Here is a 15,730-nt window from a genome sequence, read left to right as displayed (position 1 = left end):
CCCACTTCCCTGCGCAGGGGAAGCGGGGTGGGGCGTCCTTACCTAGACCTCTTAGATAACACCCTCAGAGAACTTGTAGGGGTTGCCGAAGCGGTGGGCGGTGATGGAGACTGCCTGCTCGCGGACGAAGGGCAGCATCTCGATGCGGCCGGCTTCGGTAACAGGCTGGAAGTAGACCGCGATGTCGGGGCGGCCGTCGAGTGCCTCGTAGATGCTGGTGGCGTCGCTACCGATGTAGCGGATGCGGGCACCTTCGAAGGTGGTTCCCTCAAGCTGCTTTGAGGGGGTCTTTGCAATCTTGGCCAGCGAAGCACGGTAGGCGGCGTCGCTCTGCTCAACCAAGGTGACACCCGCACCGCGCAGGGCGCCGGCAACAGCTACCGGGATGCTCTGGCCGGTGGAGAACTCGATGGTGGCACCGGCTGCTACACCTGCCAGCAAGACGCGCAGGGCGCGGTCGCGGTCGCCGTCCTCGTCCAGACGCACCTGAACGGTGGTGGGCAGGTAGCGCAGGATGTTGCGCTCAACGCCCAGCTGGCTGGGGTCGTGGCCCACACCGAACTCGGTGGCCCAGGCCTCGGCATCGGAGCTTGCCGCGCGGGCCAGCATGTCGAGGGAACCGTCGTTGGTGGCGGTGGGTTCGCGCAGGGCAGCCAGGATGGAGCGGACGCCCGCGTGTGAGGGGGCGGTGGTGGCGGTGGACTCTGCGGTTTCCCAGTCGGAGAGGGCAACCAGGTAGTTGGGGCCGCCGGCCTTGGTGCCGGAACCTACGGTTGACTTCTTCCAGCCACCGAAGGGCTGACGCTGCACGATAGCGCCGGTGATGCCGCGGTTGACGTAGAGGTTACCTGCCTGAACCTTGGAGAGCCAGAGTTCCAGTTCGCCGGAGTCCAGGGAGTGCAGGCCAGCGGTCAGACCGTAGTCGGTGGCGTTCTGCAGCTCGATAGCCTCTTCGAGGGTGGCGGCCTTCATGACGCCCAGGATGGGGCCGAAGTACTCGGTCAGGTGGTATTCGCTGCCGGGCTTGACGCCTGCGCGCACACCGGGTGACCAGAGGCGGCCGGTCTCATCGAGCTGTTCGGGCTTGATGATCCAGGTTTCACCCTCACCCAGGGTGGTCAGGCCTCGCTTGAGCTTGCCCTCGGGCTTCTCGATGACGGGGCCCATTTCTGATTCGATGTCCTGGGGGTGGGCAACGTGCAGGGACTTCACGGCGTCAACCAGCTGGTTGTAGAAGCGCTTGGACTCCCCTACCGAACCAACCAGAATCACGGTGGATGCAGCCGAGCACTTCTGGCCTGCGTGGCCAAAGGCTGAGTAGACGACGTCCTTGACCGCCAGGTCGAGGTCGGCATTGGGGGTGACGATGATGGAGTTCTTGCCGGAGGTCTCGCCGAAGAGGGGCAGGTCCTTACGCCAGGATCGGAACATCTCGGCGGTCTCGTAGCCACCGGTCAGAATCAGGCGGTCAACGGCGGGGTGGGCAATCATCTTTGAACCGGCGTCGCGGTCGGTGACCTTGACCAGGCGCAGGGCCTCGCGGGGTACACCAGCTTCCCACAGCACCTCAGCAATGAGAGCACCGATGCGGGCGGTGTTGGAGGCGGGCTTGAAGATAACCGCTGAACCCGCTGCCAGGGCTGAGATAACGCCACCGACGGGGATTGCGGTGGGGAAGTTCCACGGCGGAATGACCAGGGTCAACTTAACCGGGTGATGCTGGGCGCCGTCTACCGAGTCGAGGCGCTCTGCCAGCATGGCGTAGTAGTAGGCAAAGTCAACGGCTTCTGAGACTTCAACGTCGCCCTGGTCCAGGGTCTTGCCAGCCTCGTGGGCCATGATTTCCATGAAGTCGCCGCGGCGTACTGCCAGGGCTACCGCTACCTTACGCAGAATCTCAGCACGCTCTGAAGCGGGGCGGGCACCCCACGCCTCGCCAGCTGCCACGGTCTCGGCAACCAGGGTTTCGGCGTCCTCGGCAGAACCCAACTCATTGGCGGCCAGGGTTTCGATACCGATCTGGGTGGTCTTTGAGCGCTCCAGGATGGCGCGGCCCCACTCGCGGTTACCGGCCAGGGCGGGGTCGGTATCGGGGGTGTTTTCGAAGGTGCCATCGGCAGGCTTGAAGACGTTCTCTTCGGTTTCTTCCAGACGGTTCTGGGTGCGCTGCGGGGGCTGCACCTCGTCGGTGACCTCGTTCAGGGAGCGCAGGAAGCGGTTCTTCTCGCGGTCAAAGAGGGCCGGTGAAGAATCGAGGTCGAAAACGGCACTCATGAAGTTCTCGCTTGAGGCGTTTTCTTCCAGGCGACGGACCAGGTAGGAGATTGCAACGTCGAATTCTTCGGGACGCACCACGGGGGTGTAGAGCAGCAGGTGGCCTACGCGCTGGCGAATGACCTCGGCCTGCTGGGAGGCCATACCGATGAGCATCTCGAACTCGATGTCCTTTTCAACACCGCGATCTTCGGCCAGCAGCAGGGCGAAGGCGACGTCGAAGAGGTTGTGACCGGCAACACCCAGGCGGATGTTCTTGGTGTGCTCGGGTTGCAGGGCGTAGTTGAGGATGCGCTTGTAGTTGGTATCTGAGTCCTGCTTGGAGTCGCAGGTGGTCAGGGGCCAACCGTGTACAGCGGCTTCAACCTTTTCCATGGAGAGGTTGGCACCCTTAACCAGGCGGACCTTAATACGGGCACCGCCGACCTCAACACGCTTAGCTGCCCATTCCTGCAGGCGCTGCATGGCAGCTAGGGTATCGGGCAGGTAGGCCTGGAGTACGATGCCTGCTTCCAGGTTCTTCAGGTGGGGCTGGTCCAGGATCTTGGTGAAGACCTCGATGGTCATATCCAGATCCTTGTACTCTTCCATATCCAGGTTGATGAACTTCTGGACAGGAGAGTTAGCGGCTAGCTCGTAGAGAGGGGTCAGGCGGCGGACGGCTTCGTCCACGACTTCCTCAAAAGCCCAGTGGGAGTGGGGGCCAGATACCGAGGAAACCTTAATGGAAACGTAGTCGACGTCGTCGCGGGCCAGCAGGCGCTTGGTCTCGGTCAGACGGCGCTCTGCTTCGCGGTCGCCGAGCACTGCTTCGCCCAGCAGGTTGATGTTGAGCTTGTTGCCGCTTGCGGTCAGGTGCTTGATGGCAGGGCCCAGCTTTTCGTCGCGGGCGTCGACAATCAGGTGGCCGACCATCTGGCGCAGGACGGTGCGGGCAATAGGCACGGTGGGCCAGGAGGCTTTCGCAGCCAGTTTGCCACCTAGGCCTACCGCGCTCTTCATGTACCAGGGCAGGAAGGAGGGGACGATGGGGGCGATACGGCCCAGGTTCTTACCGGCAACCGCCTGGTCTTCGGGGCGTACTACGCCATCGACGAAGCCTACGGTAAATTCCAGGCCATTGGGGTCTTTGAGCACGCCTGCCAGCTTCTCTGCTGCGGGATCGGCGGGGATATTCTGGGCTTCTTTGACCCAGTCGGCGACGAGCTGGACGGCCTGGTCAGCTAGCTGCTGATGGTGGGTATCGCTAAAAGGCTGTGCCAAGGGTGGTACCTCCTGCTAGCCCGCACAAGGGCGGGGTGAATTTGTTGCTTGTTATCCATTTCACCATCTTTAGGTGTAAGTTACACTATTAGAAAAAATGAATATTATTTAGGCAGTACGTTTAGTTCTGCTAATCTGTATTCGTGACGCTATTCACCCCTTCCTAAGGAGTGCCCCATGTACGATTTGCGCCGCCTGGCCATGCTGCTTGAGATCCACGAGCGAGGCACGCTCGCCGCTACAGCTAAAGCCCTACACCTGACGTCCTCCGCTATATCCCAGCAGATAACCACCCTGGAAAAAGAGGTGGGCACTCCCCTGCTGCGTAAGGTGGGGCGCCGGGTGGAGCTGACCACCGAGGCCCTGATTTTGGTGGAAAGCACCCGCAATATTTTGAAGGAGCTGGACGCCGCCCGCACCCGTATCACCCTCTTGGAGGGGGTGCCTGCCGGGCAGGTGCGGCTGGCAATCTTCCAGTCAGCCGCCAAGGCCCTGCTGCCGGGCGCACTGGCCCATCTTGCGGAGCATGCCCCGCAGGTGCAGCTGCATGTGGTTCAGATTGACCCGGAGACCGGCCTATCCCTGACTCGCAGCAGGGAGTTTGATCTTGTGATTGCTGAGTCTTACCCCCACCACTACATTCCCGAGTACCCCGAGCTTACTTCTGAGCTTTTGACCGAGGACGCCCTCAACCTGGTGGTTGCCGCAGGTTCTGAGGTTGAGGACTTGGACGACGCCGCCCGTCTTCCCTGGGTTTTTGAGGGTGAGCACAATACCTCCCGCATCTGGGGTATTAACCAGTGCCGGGCTGCGGGATTTGAGCCGCAGGTGCGCTACGTGATCGATGATTTGAACACCCACCTACAGCTAGCAGCAGGTGGTGCGGCGGCCATTATGCCGTCATTTGCGCTACCTGCCGCTGGTAACGAGTTGAGCCGGGCACACGGGGTGAAGGCTATTCCGCTGCCAGGTGCCCCCTACCGCGAAATTTATGTGGCTACCCGCACCGAAAGCACAGGCCAACCCGCTATTAGGGCGGTGAAGGACGCCCTGCAAACAGCGGTGGCCACTCCCCCGCATCTGGGCCCAAAAAGAAGGCAGTAAAACACATGTTCACCCTTTTTTCAGTTGCAGAGACCCCCATCGCCCAAGATTTTTCCCTTGACCCCACCGTACTGGCTGAAGTAGCTGACACTCCATGCCTAGGGCGCTTACTCTCTTCCCATGTACTTGAGGTTGAATCTCTGAGTTATTTGGGTAGCCAAGCCCCCACCGCGGCAATGGAAAACCTGGGACCTGCCCTTCGCTATTCCATAGAACGGCGGATTTGCCTCTGGCTCGGTCTTGTAGATGTAAATGACCTACCCCGTATCCAGGCTATTCTTGGTGACTCCTGCCAAGTAGCGGGCCCAGAAGTCAGCCCACCTGAGAGCTGGAAACACCGTCTACCTACAAGCTCCAGCGTCCAGCCCATCGCCGTCAGCCCCCAGCGACTCCTGCGGATCCTCCTAGCCCCCTCCAGCCCCCTCCAAGAATGTACCCTGCGGCACCTTGAAGGCATCGACCCCAAACGTATAGCCAGGTCAGAACTCCTTGAGCTGCAGAGCAAGGGAATCCCCATGGTTCCCCGCTCCCTACCATTCCGGCTAGCCCATTCACCGATAGTGTGGGCCTACGCCCTGATCATGCTCTATTCGGCATGCCGGGCAATTCCGGTGGCCTTCCTGCCAGGTTTCCAGGGCAACATATGGATACTGTGGGGCCTAGACGTCGGCGGGGCCCTCCCCTATGCCTGGGGTGTCATTGCCATGTTTACCGCCCAAAAGGTCCTGGTACGCCTTGCCGCCCTCGTCCTTGCGCTTATTACCTTCCTGGCCCCCTATGCCTATTTCTGGTCCGCTGGCCAACACTACCCTTTCTATGTCAATGTCATTGTGGCCTGCATTATCACCTGCGCGGTAGGATTTGAAGTTTTCCGATATATACGCGAAAAACGGGTGCGGGCCCGAGTAGCTCAGGCAGGCGCTCCCCCTTTTCACCGATAACTGCGGTGGGTGCTTATCCTAGTCAGCCAGTTTTCTGGGCTGCTCTGCACCGAAGAAGGTCCGCCAGGCACAGGTGACAACGAACCAGCCCCCGCTGATCCAAAAAGCCACCAGCAACCAGAAGGGTTTTGCGGGGGCAAGGGCAATGAGGGCAGCCGTTGCTGCAATCCAAACAGTGATAGCTGCGATGTTAATACCCATAAACCTCTTCACACGGAAAGGATGGGTGTAATAGGTGGGGGTCAGGGTCAAGACGGCCAGGAGGACGATAGCAATGATATTGAAGGTGGCACCGGTGCCCATAATAAACATCACGGCAGCAACGATATTCCAGGTTGCGGGGAACCCAACGAAGTAGAAATCGCTGGATTTCCACTGTTCGTTGGCGTAGCAAAACATGGAAGAGGTCAGAACCAGAATAACGAGGGCCAAGGCCACAGGCTGCGGGCCGAGTGGTAGGGCAAGGTACATGAAGAGGGCAGGGATGAAGGTCCAGGTGAGGTAGTCGACGGCGATGTCGACGATTCCTCCGTCAAACCAGGGGATGACGTCCTTAACCCGGGCCTTACGGGCCAGAGTTCCGTCAACAGCGTCAACGACTAAGGCAATGCCCAGCCACAGCCACATAGCGGTGTAGTCCCCTTCTATGAGGGCGATCCCGGCGAGGGTTGCCCAGGCGAGGCCTGTGAGAGTGAAGGCGTGGACGAGCCAGGCGGCTAGTCGCTGTTTGGCGGTTGGCATGGTTGCCCTTTCTGGCGTATGAAGTGGCTGCTGAGGTCTAAGGGTCGGTCTCTACTGTAGCTGTTTTTGGTCCCGACCCTCAGCGTCCAGTGCCCACTTTTCTTTCGAATGTCTGTAAGATTTTCGGACGTTCGAAAGAAAGGCGGGCAGCTGAGGCCAGTGTTGGTAGCTGGCACCGCCGCCAGAAGAAAAGCCCCCTAGAGAAGCCTTTCTGCCAGGTCTGCCTCTACCACCAGGTCGGTGATCGCGCCGGTGGCTAGGGCGGCCCGCAGGGCAACTGCGCGGTGGCGGCCAGCAGCCGCGCACACCCGTCGTCCGATCTTCACCAGCTCAGCCGGGGTGGGACCGGTGGCCCGCTGGTTGACCGCCAAATCAGCCCAGGTACCGTCCTCCCGGATCATGACGGTGCACAAGTCCCCCACAATCCCCTCAGTCTGCAGCTGCCGCATCTGCTCACCATCAAAATAGCCACCGCTATAGACATGCGATTTCAGCTCACCACCGAAAGCACCCACACCAAAGAGGGCGACATCAACCTGCCGCTGCACCGCCAGCACACCGCGGACAGCCCGCTCCCGCCACATAGCGGCCTTCGTATCAGCAAAATCAAAGAAGGCAGGCACCGGGAAGTGCACCATCTGCGCCCCGTAGGCGGATGACACCTGCCCCAGAATCGCACCCGAATAGGGAATACCCGTCTGCACGGCATTGCCCGCCCCGTTGAGCTGTACCACCGTCACCCCGGTCAGGGGCCGCTTGGGTAGAAACTGGGCTACCTCGGTCACCGTGGAACCCCAGGCAACGCCCAGGGTGGTGCCTGGCACCATGAGAGAGTCCACCAGGTTCGCTGTAGCTATTGCCACCCGGCGCATCCGGGCCTGCTCAGTTGCATGACCGGGGGCCCGCACCACCGTAGCTCTGACCCGGTACATATCAGAAAGACGTTTTTCAAGGGGGTCGGACCGGTAGGCGCGTTCATGAATTTGAATAGTTACAACCCCGGTTTCACGAGCCGTTTTGAGCAGGCGGGATACCGTTGGCCGAGACACCCCCAGGCGGCTGGCAATCGCTGCCATGGTCTGATGTTCCCCGTAGTAAAGGTGGGCTGCTTCAACCACCTGATTCTGACTTTTGTTCACCACCCCTCCATCATAGATGAAACTTCGTTCACCCAGCTGGCCTAACCTACACCCAGTGATTGAAATAGTGACCAAGACATTAACCAGGCAACCCGTCGCAAGGAAGATCCCCATGACTGCCACCTTCACCACCCAGTCCCACCTCACCGCAGAAACCCGCACCCAGGCCCTAGCCGCCATGACCGATGAAGCGGGCGTAGACGTCCTCATCATCGGCGGCGGCGTGACCGGCGCAGGCATCGCCCTGGACGCCGCAACCCGCGGCCTACGCACCGCCATTGTTGAGGCAGGCGACTGGGCAGCTGGCACCAGCGCCTGGTCCTCCAAGCTCGTGCACGGTGGCCTGCGCTACCTCTACAACCTCGACTTCAAGCTGGTTGCCGAAGCCCTCAAGGAACGTGGCCTGCTGCTCGAACGCACCGCTCCCCACCTGGTCAAGGCCCAGCCCTTCCTCTGGCCCCTCAAGATGCCCGTGATTGAGCGCGCCTACTCCGCTGTGGGTATCGGCATGTACGACACCATGGCCTTCGCCGGTGCCGGCGGCCACCGCACCGTGCCCGCCCAGCGCCACTTCACCAAGGAAGGCACCAAGAAGGTCTTCCCCGGTATCAAAGATTCAGCCTTCACCGGCGCTATTCAGTTCTACGATGCCCGCGTGGACGACGCCCGCCTGGTCATCGACCTCGTCCGCACCGCCGCAGGCTACGGCGCTCTGGCAGCTTCCCGCACCCAGGTCACCGCTATTAACAAGGACGCCGCCGGTCGAGTCACCGGCGCCCAGATCGTAGACCTTGAAACCGGCGACGAGAAGACCGTCAAGGCCGCCCATATCATCAACGCAACCGGCGTGTGGACCGAAGAATCAGAATCCATGGCCACTAAGGACCAGGGCCTGAAGGTGCTGGCGTCCAAGGGTGTGCACATCACCGTGCCCCGCGACCGCATCAAGGCCACCAGCGGTATCTTTACCAAGACCGAAAAGTCCGTGCTCTTCATCATCCCCTGGCAGCGCTACTGGATCATCGGCACCACCGACACCCCCTACACCGAGGACCGCGAGCGCCCCGTCGCCACCAAGGCTGACATTCGCTACGTGCTCGACCAGGCCAATAAGCTGATTGCCGATGAGCTGACCGAGGCCGATATCATTAGCTCTTACGCTGGTCTGCGGCCCCTGCTGCAGCCGGTGGCTAAGAAGGGTGAGAACGCCGCTTCGACCAAGGTGTCGCGTGAGCACACCGTCATGGAAATCGCCCCGGGTATGAGCGCTATTGCCGGTGGTAAGCTGACCACCTACCGCGTGATGGCCGAGGACGCCGTGGACTTCGCCCTGGGCGACCGTGCCAAGACCCTGCCCTCTGTCACCGAGAACATCAAGCTGGTCGGTGCTGAAGGCTATGAAGCTTTGGCTGCCCGCGCCGATGCGCTGGCCGCTGAGAACGGCTGGGATGCTGCCCGTGTGGAGCACCTGCTGGAGCGCTACGGCGCTGAGCTGGCCGATGTTATCGCCCTCATCAAGGAAGACCCTTCCCTGGGTACTCCCCTGGCGCAGGCACCCCAGTTCCTGCGGGCCGATGTGGCCATGGCCGTGCGTGCCGAAGGTGCCCTGCACCTTGAGGACGTGCTGGTACGCCGCGTCCGCCTGGATCTTGAGGCTACCGACCGCGGCCTGTCCGCCGCCGACGAGATCCTTGAGATTATGGCCGCTGAACTTGGCTGGGACGAGGCCACCGTGGCCCGCGAAAAGGCAATTTACGCCGAGCGGGTTGAGGCTATCGCTGCAGCTGAAACTCATACCGAGGACGCGGACGCCGCGGCTGAGGTTCTCGGGGCAACCCACGTGGCTCCCCGACGTCCTGTCACTACTCTCCACTAAAACATCATTAATCACTAACAACCGCCGGGTGCCCGTTTCGGGCACCCGGCCCGCACAGAAAATACGAGGTCAACGATGAGCTCACTACTGGTAGCTGGCGCTGAAGCTAGCGTCCAGGCAAGCGCCCTTATCTCAGCAGACGGCAATGCGACCCTGCTCGGCGCTTTTGTTTCTGAAGTTATCGGTACCGGCATTCTGATTCTGCTGGGTGCTGGCGTGTGTGCCGCAGTTACCCTGCCCAAGTCAGCCGCTAAGAACACCGACTGGCTGACCATCGCCTTTGGCTGGGGTTTTGCGGTTTTCGCGGCCGTTTATATGTCTGCCCCTTCAGGTGCTCACCTCAACCCCGCTGTTACCCTGGGTCTTTTGATTTCCGGTGGTGACTTTGCCCCCGGTATCGCCCCCACCGTTGGTAACTTCTTCGTTTACGTAGCAGCCCAGATGATTGGCGCCTTCCTGGGTGCCTGGGGTGCCTATCTGGTGTACAAGAAGCACTTTGACGAGGCTGAGCCCGGAACCACCAAGGGTATCTTCTCCACCGGCCCCGCCATTCGCTCCTACGGCTGGAACACCCTGACCGAAGCTTTCGGCACCTTCGTCCTGGTGGGCTTCGTACTGGCCTCCGGCAGCACCCCCTCGGGCCTCGGCCCCCTGGCTGTAGCCTTCATCGTTGTCGCTATCGGCCTCTCCCTGGGTACCCCCACCGGTTACGCCATCAACCCCGCCCGCGACCTCGGCCCCCGCATCGCCCACGCCCTCATGCCCATCAAGGGCAAGGGATCCTCTGACTGGGCCTACGCCTGGGTTCCCGTTGTTGGACCCCTCATCGGTGCCTCCGCAGCCGCAATCCTCGTCCCTGCTCTGCTGGTCTAAGCCGAGCACCGGCGTCCGCGCCCTAAACTAAAGACAACCCCTTACCGCGCCAAAGACGGCGCGCACACGAAAAGAGAAAAACCATGTCACAGCTCCCCGAGCGTAAGAAGTACGTCCTCTCCATCGACCAGGGCACCACCAGCTCCCGCGCCATTCTCTTCACCAAGTCCGGTGAAATCAAGAGCGTCGGCCAGCACGAACACGAGCAGATCTTCCCCAAGGCCGGCTGGGTTGAGCACGACCCCATGGAAATCTGGGAAAACGTGCGTCAGTCCGTGGGTGAAGCCCTCACCAAGGCAGAGGTCAACCACCACGAAATCGCAGCCGTCGGCATCACCAACCAGCGTGAAACCGCCGTCGTCTGGGACAAGAACACCGGTAAGCCCGTCTACAACGCCATCGTCTGGCAGGACACCCGCACCCAGAAAATCTGTGACGAGCTCGGCGGCGAAGAAGGCCCCGGCAAGTACCACGACATCGTCGGCCTCAACCTGGCCACCTACTTCTCAGGCCCCAAGATCAAGTGGATCCTCGACAACGTCGAAGGTGCCCGCGAGAAGGCAGAAGCAGGCGACCTGCTCTTCGGTAACACCGACACCTGGGTCCTCTGGAACCTGACCGGCGGTGTAGAGGGAGGCGTGCACGTCACCGACGTCACCAACGCTTCTCGCACCCTGCTGATGAACATCAAGACCCTGGAATGGGACGAATCCATCGCAGCCGACATGGGTATTCCCATGAGCATGCTGCCCGAAATCAAGTCCTCCTCCGAAATCTACGGCTACGGCCGCTCCAAGGGCCTGCTCAACGGCACCCCCATCTCAGGTATTCTGGGCGACCAGCAGGCAGCCACCTTCGGCCAGGCCTGCTTCGAAAAGGGCATGGCCAAGAACACCTACGGCACCGGTAACTTCATGCTCATGAACACCGGCAACAAGCCCGTCATCTCAGAAAACGGCCTGCTCACCACCGTGGCCTACAAGCTGGGTGACGCCGACCCCGTCTACGCCCTCGAAGGCTCCGTTGCGGTCTCCGGCTCCCTGATCCAGTGGCTGCGCGACAACCTCAAGATGATCGACAACGCCGCCGAGTCAGAAGAACTGGCCACCAGCGTTGAGAACTCCGGCGGCGCCTACGTCGTCCCCGCGTTCTCCGGCCTCTTCGCTCCCCACTGGAAGTCAGATGCCCGCGGCGTCATCGTTGGCCTGACCCGCTACGTCAACCGCGCCCACATCGTCCGCGCTGCTCTTGAAGCAACCGCCTTCCAGACCCGCGAAGTGCTGGACGCCATGAACGCCGACGCCGAGGCAGCCGGCACCAAGGTTTCCCTAGAGGAACTGCGCGTGGACGGCGGTATGACCGCCAACGAGTTCCTCATGCAGTTCCAGGCTGACCTGCTGGGCGTACCCGTCATCCGTCCCAAGGTCATTGAAACCACCGCCCTGGGTGCCGCCTACGCCGCAGGTATCGCCGTCGGCTTCTGGGACGGTGAGCAGGACGTCATCGACAACTGGTCCGAAGACAAGCGCTGGGAACCCCAGATGGACAAGGACGAGGTCGAACGCCAGTACCGCCTGTGGAAGAAGGCTGTCTCCAAGACCCTGGACTGGGTCGATGAGGACGTCGAACAGGACTAAGCACCCGGCTAAGTCGCAATCTAGCGCTAGGCTGGTTGTCTTGCGCTGAAACAATAGCCCTGCATCGTCACCTACCGGTGAGGTGCAGGGCTATTTGTATACCGCCGAACTAGACTACTTACATGACCTACCACGCCCATACCCTTACCCCGCTGGGTGAAATGATCTTGGCCTCCGACGGGCAGGCCCTCACCGGTGCCTGGTTTACCGGCCAAGCCCACTTCCCCAAGCAGGAGGACCTGGGGCATCGCGTTGAGGTGAGCGACTGTGAGGTGCTGACCGATGCCCAGGCCCAGCTGCTGGAATACTTTGCCGGGAAACGGACCGTTTTTGAGCTGCCGATCGCTCCTGACGGCACCGATTTTCAGCTGGCGGTGTGGGCGGCCCTGCGCGAGATTCCCTACGGCTACACCACCACCTACGGGGCTATTTCCAAGATTGTGGGACCGGGTGCCCCGGCTCAGGCGGTTGGCCAGGCCGTGGGCCGCAATAAGGTCACCATTTTTATCCCCTGCCACCGGGTGGTAGCCTCAGACGGCAAGCTCACCGGCTACGCGGGCGGGCTGGAACGTAAAGAGTTTCTGCTGGCCCTCGAAGAGCCCAGCGCCGAGATTGAAGGGCGGCTCTTCTAATGACCGATACCCGGGTAGGTACCGACGGGCTAGTGCGCCCGGTCTGGGCCGCAGACGATGGTGATATGCAGGCCTACTACGACACCGAGTGGGGTGTGCCCGTCACCGACGAGCAGGGAGTCTTTGAGCGCCTCTGCCTCGAAGGTTTTCAGGCCGGGCTCTCCTGGCGCACTATCTTGACCAAGCGCGAGGCCTTCCGCGAGCTCTTTGAGGGCTTTGAGGTTGAGAAGGTTGCGGCTTTCACCGAGGACGACGTGGAGCGGCTAGCTGCGGACGCCCGCATTATTCGCCACCGCGGCAAGATTCGCGCAGCTATCGGCAACGCCCAGGCAACAGTCGCCCTGCGGTCGGTCGGCTGCGTGACGGCTCCCGGCGGAGCCGCCATCGACCTAGCGGCGCGGACGCTTGCGGCAGGCCAGCAGGTTGAGGCAGGTTTACCCGCCCTCATCTGGTCTTTCATGCCCGAGCGCACCCCGACCCCGGCCGTCCTCTCCGATATTCCCACCCAGGATGAGAACTCCCTGCTTCTCTCTAAAACCTTGAAGAAGCTGGGCTTTAAGTTCATCGGGCCCACCAGCGCCTACGCCATGATGGAAGCCATCGGCGTGCTTGATACCCATCTGGTGGCCTCCCACCGCCGCGGCATCTCAGGCCTGTGGAGCGAGGACGGCACGCGGCGAAACTGAAACTCCGTATGCGGGGAGCCAGATTCAATGGCCAAGCAAGCTTCTAGAACATCAGTTATAAGGACCCATGAATCGTGAACCGTTCAAATGCATCATGTGAGTTGGCTCTTCAGCAATCCAGGCTTCGGTCTCCCACGCCAAATCAGCAATAAACCTCCGAAGCGTTGCGCGGTCTGGGAAACAAGAAACATATACCAGCCCCGCAGAAGTCTGTGAAAATAGAGATTCGAGCTCTGAATAACGCCAATGGTCGACAGGGCCGTGCGTTGAGCATGCCTCTATAAGAAACAGCCAATGTTTATCGGGCTGATACACGATAAGATCCGGCATTTTTCCATGTTCCGGGAGTTCGATACCTAGCTCACGAAGCCGTTCCCTATCGTATGTGCCTTCCTTACTATCAGCATCGCCGATATAGAGAACCTGAGCGTCAGGAATGAACTGAGGGCAAAAGTCTGTGATGATCTTTTCAATCAGCTGGTTTTGCCCGCCTCGCTTTAACGAGACCTTTTCCCCTTGCGGCAGAGTTATGCTAAATCTCGACCGCTCTCTAGCTTTAGCGTACTTATCGGTAAGAACGACCTTGGACTTTAGATATTTTTCTATTATTTTTCCACTGCTATCGCCCTGGTAGGAGCGGACGACTGCGAGCGCTTCATCAGAAAGACGGTAAACATTTTTTGATGAATTTGTGGGTCTTTCAGGGTCATCATCATTATGTAGACAAAACCCCGCTTCAACGAACTGCTTCAGCACAAATCGTCTAATAGTTTCTCGCGTATTTTCAGCAACCTGAAAATCTAGCTCCTGCCGCATCCAGTCCATAATCGAGCGGACACCCATGCGAGGGTTGCTTGCTTCGGCCCAGTCTTGCTCAAAATTAAGCTGGGCTAAAGCTAGAAGGGTTCTTGCGGCCATTACGTTAGTGCGCTGCCTATCAAACCCTAGCGTAGTGAGAAGTTTTTGTGCGTCGTTAAGCTGCGGCATGCACTTTGTCCTTGTTGCCTAGCACTTCGTATACAGCTGCATCGGGGTCAAGCCCGGTGCGCGCTATATCTCTTAGTTGCTGTGTCGAAGGGTAGGGCATCATCCGTAAATCGGTAGCGTTCACCTGAGTATGGCCAGAGAAAATACGAAAGTATCTATCGACGTAGCTTGAGTTCAGCCACAGTGTTAGCCCTAAAGCTAAATCTTGCGAAAGCCCCTCCCCCTGACTGTGAAAGTAATTGGTCTTATTATCAAAAGCAGCCTTCTCTTTCGACGACCAGATCGCTGCTGTAACTCTACGTTTTTCTTCTTTAGCGCTAAAACGTTTAACCAGCACAAAAATACCAGGGGCAACAGTGTTTTTATCTTCTGTTGTTGTTTGGTAATACTGAGGTTTCTTCAGATCTGCTTTCGGGTGCTGCAGATTTCCTGCTGTAAAATGCGCTGGATATACCAAGGGAACAGTTAGTTTATTCGGCTTGAGTTGAAGTTTATCTTTATTCCTAAAGTCAACAACTTTTCCAGTTGACACTTGCAGTCCAATATCGCTGAGGTGATGAGTAGCCCGTGCCATCCAAGCGATAATCTCTTCATCTTCTTGATGGGCAGGAACAAAGATTACTCCCTGCGACTCAACTGCTTCTCTAGCAACGGTTCGGGTCTTGGTTTCTTGCCCTTGCGCTACTGAGCTGCTAATCAGCACGTGTTCGGTTGGCAGCTTATTCTCGAACTTAGTGATGACCGATTCTTGAAGTACTCCGGTGTCTTTAAATACTTCTTTCCGAGACTTAAAGGTATGGATATGGGTAAGTGAGCAGGTACGATGCAGAAGCTCTCGGTACTGTTGAAAATAGGGACCGTTCATCCATGAGCGGGGAGTAATAGCGATAAGCTGCCCATCAGGTGAAAGCATCTGTGCGCCAAGGGCAACAAATGCAGCATACAAGTTAGGAACATTTACATCGTGCACTCTCAGATGCTTTGCTTCAGCGCTTGACGCAGCTATCTTCGCATAAGGGGGATTCATGATGACCACGTCAAAGTCCTGCTCCTGTGGGTCTCCCGAGCTCATAAGATCCTGGTACGCCCAATACACAAAATCTTGCTGCTGGACGGTGTAGGTGAAATCTCCCAGGTGAGCCTCAGCATCAGCAAGAGCGGCTTCAAGAGTTGCTAACAGCGAAGGGTCTTTTTCGATAGCTACAACGTGGATAGGCATCTGGGGTAAAGCTTCTCGGATACGTTGACCTGCTGCAATGGCCAATACGCCAATACCTGCACCGGGATCAAGAATTCTGATTTCTTTTTTCTCTGCTAATGGTGAGACGTCTACCAGGTCTGCCATAATTTCCGCTACCGCAATGGGCGTGAAGAACTGCTCAAATTCACTCAGATTTTCTAGACCTATGCGCTGAAGCGTTGAGGTGCGTACATTTTCTGTACGTTGAAGCAGTGTATTCATGTATCAGGCCCTCTAGTTGGTGCAGTAGGTCAAGCTGAGATAGTTCTGGTGACCGTTCTTAAAGTCTACTGAACTGCTTCTTTATCTGTATAGGAGCTGCCGAGAGCTAACCTGC

At 59.1% G+C, this 15,730-nt stretch carries 12 protein-coding genes; 7 read left to right on the top strand and 5 right to left on the bottom strand.

Annotation, left to right across the window (positions count from 1 at the left end; translation table 11 throughout):
- Positions 1–51 precede the first annotated feature (51 nt).
- Positions 52–3,537 carry a proline dehydrogenase family protein gene (locus tag L6963_RS05595; protein WP_237207208.1) on the bottom strand — a complete coding sequence of 1,162 codons (3,486 nt, stop codon included), beginning with the start codon at positions 3,535–3,537 and terminating at the stop codon, positions 52–54.
- Between the two features lie 177 nt (positions 3,538–3,714).
- Here L6963_RS05595 and L6963_RS05590 point away from each other — a divergent pair, with 177 nt between their 5' ends.
- Both L6963_RS05590 and L6963_RS05585 read left to right on the top strand, forming a co-directional pair.
- Positions 3,715–4,641: a LysR family transcriptional regulator gene (locus L6963_RS05590; RefSeq protein WP_237207209.1), complete on the top strand. Its 927-nt coding sequence runs from the start codon at positions 3,715–3,717 to the stop codon at positions 4,639–4,641.
- Positions 4,642–4,646: 5 nt separating this feature from the next.
- Positions 4,647–5,582: a hypothetical protein gene (locus L6963_RS05585; RefSeq protein WP_237185459.1), complete on the top strand. Its 936-nt coding sequence runs from the start codon at positions 4,647–4,649 to the stop codon at positions 5,580–5,582.
- Between the two features lie 18 nt (positions 5,583–5,600).
- Here L6963_RS05585 and L6963_RS05580 read toward each other — a convergent pair whose 3' ends face one another.
- Both L6963_RS05580 and L6963_RS05575 read right to left on the bottom strand, forming a co-directional pair.
- Positions 5,601–6,323, bottom strand: coding sequence for a CDP-alcohol phosphatidyltransferase family protein (locus L6963_RS05580; protein ID WP_237207210.1), 723 nt, complete (start codon positions 6,321–6,323; stop codon positions 5,601–5,603).
- Between the two features lie 197 nt (positions 6,324–6,520).
- Positions 6,521–7,462, bottom strand: coding sequence for a sugar-binding transcriptional regulator (locus L6963_RS05575; protein WP_237207211.1), 942 nt, complete (start codon positions 7,460–7,462; stop codon positions 6,521–6,523).
- Positions 7,463–7,574: 112 nt separating this feature from the next.
- Between L6963_RS05575 and L6963_RS05570 the strand changes: the two genes are divergently transcribed.
- From L6963_RS05570 to L6963_RS05550, 5 genes are all read left to right on the top strand, one after another.
- On the top strand, positions 7,575–9,338 hold the full coding sequence (locus tag L6963_RS05570; RefSeq protein ID WP_237207212.1) for a glycerol-3-phosphate dehydrogenase/oxidase: 1,764 nt from the start codon (positions 7,575–7,577) through the stop codon (positions 9,336–9,338).
- A 75-nt stretch (positions 9,339–9,413) separates the two neighbouring features.
- Positions 9,414–10,211 carry an MIP/aquaporin family protein gene (locus L6963_RS05565; RefSeq protein WP_237195255.1) on the top strand — a complete coding sequence of 266 codons (798 nt, stop codon included), beginning with the start codon at positions 9,414–9,416 and terminating at the stop codon, positions 10,209–10,211.
- 83 nt (positions 10,212–10,294) lie between these two features.
- A complete protein-coding gene (gene glpK, locus L6963_RS05560; protein ID WP_237204991.1) occupies positions 10,295–11,848 on the top strand; it encodes a glycerol kinase GlpK in 1,554 nt (517 codons plus the stop codon).
- Between the two features lie 122 nt (positions 11,849–11,970).
- Positions 11,971–12,480, top strand: coding sequence for a methylated-DNA--[protein]-cysteine S-methyltransferase (locus L6963_RS05555; RefSeq protein ID WP_237185465.1), 510 nt, complete (start codon positions 11,971–11,973; stop codon positions 12,478–12,480).
- Entirely contained in the window at positions 12,480–13,166 is a 687-nt protein-coding gene (locus tag L6963_RS05550) for a DNA-3-methyladenine glycosylase I (RefSeq protein ID WP_237207213.1), read from the top strand. Before L6963_RS05555 ends, L6963_RS05550 begins: the two co-directional genes overlap by 1 nt.
- 51 nt (positions 13,167–13,217) lie before the next feature.
- Here L6963_RS05550 and L6963_RS05545 read toward each other — a convergent pair whose 3' ends face one another.
- Entirely contained in the window at positions 13,218–14,153 is a 936-nt protein-coding gene (locus L6963_RS05545) for a BsuBI/PstI family type II restriction endonuclease (protein WP_237185467.1), read from the bottom strand.
- Positions 14,140–15,615 carry an Eco57I restriction-modification methylase domain-containing protein gene (locus tag L6963_RS05540; protein ID WP_237185468.1) on the bottom strand — a complete coding sequence of 492 codons (1,476 nt, stop codon included), beginning with the start codon at positions 15,613–15,615 and terminating at the stop codon, positions 14,140–14,142. The genes L6963_RS05545 and L6963_RS05540 overlap by 14 nt, the downstream gene beginning before the upstream one ends.
- Positions 15,616–15,730: the final 115 nt, after the last annotated feature.

It is taken from the genome of Rothia nasimurium (genome assembly GCF_928392795.1).
Lineage (GTDB): Bacteria > Actinomycetota > Actinomycetes > Actinomycetales > Micrococcaceae > Rothia > Rothia nasimurium_F.
This window is presented reverse-complemented; position numbering and strand designations above follow the sequence as displayed.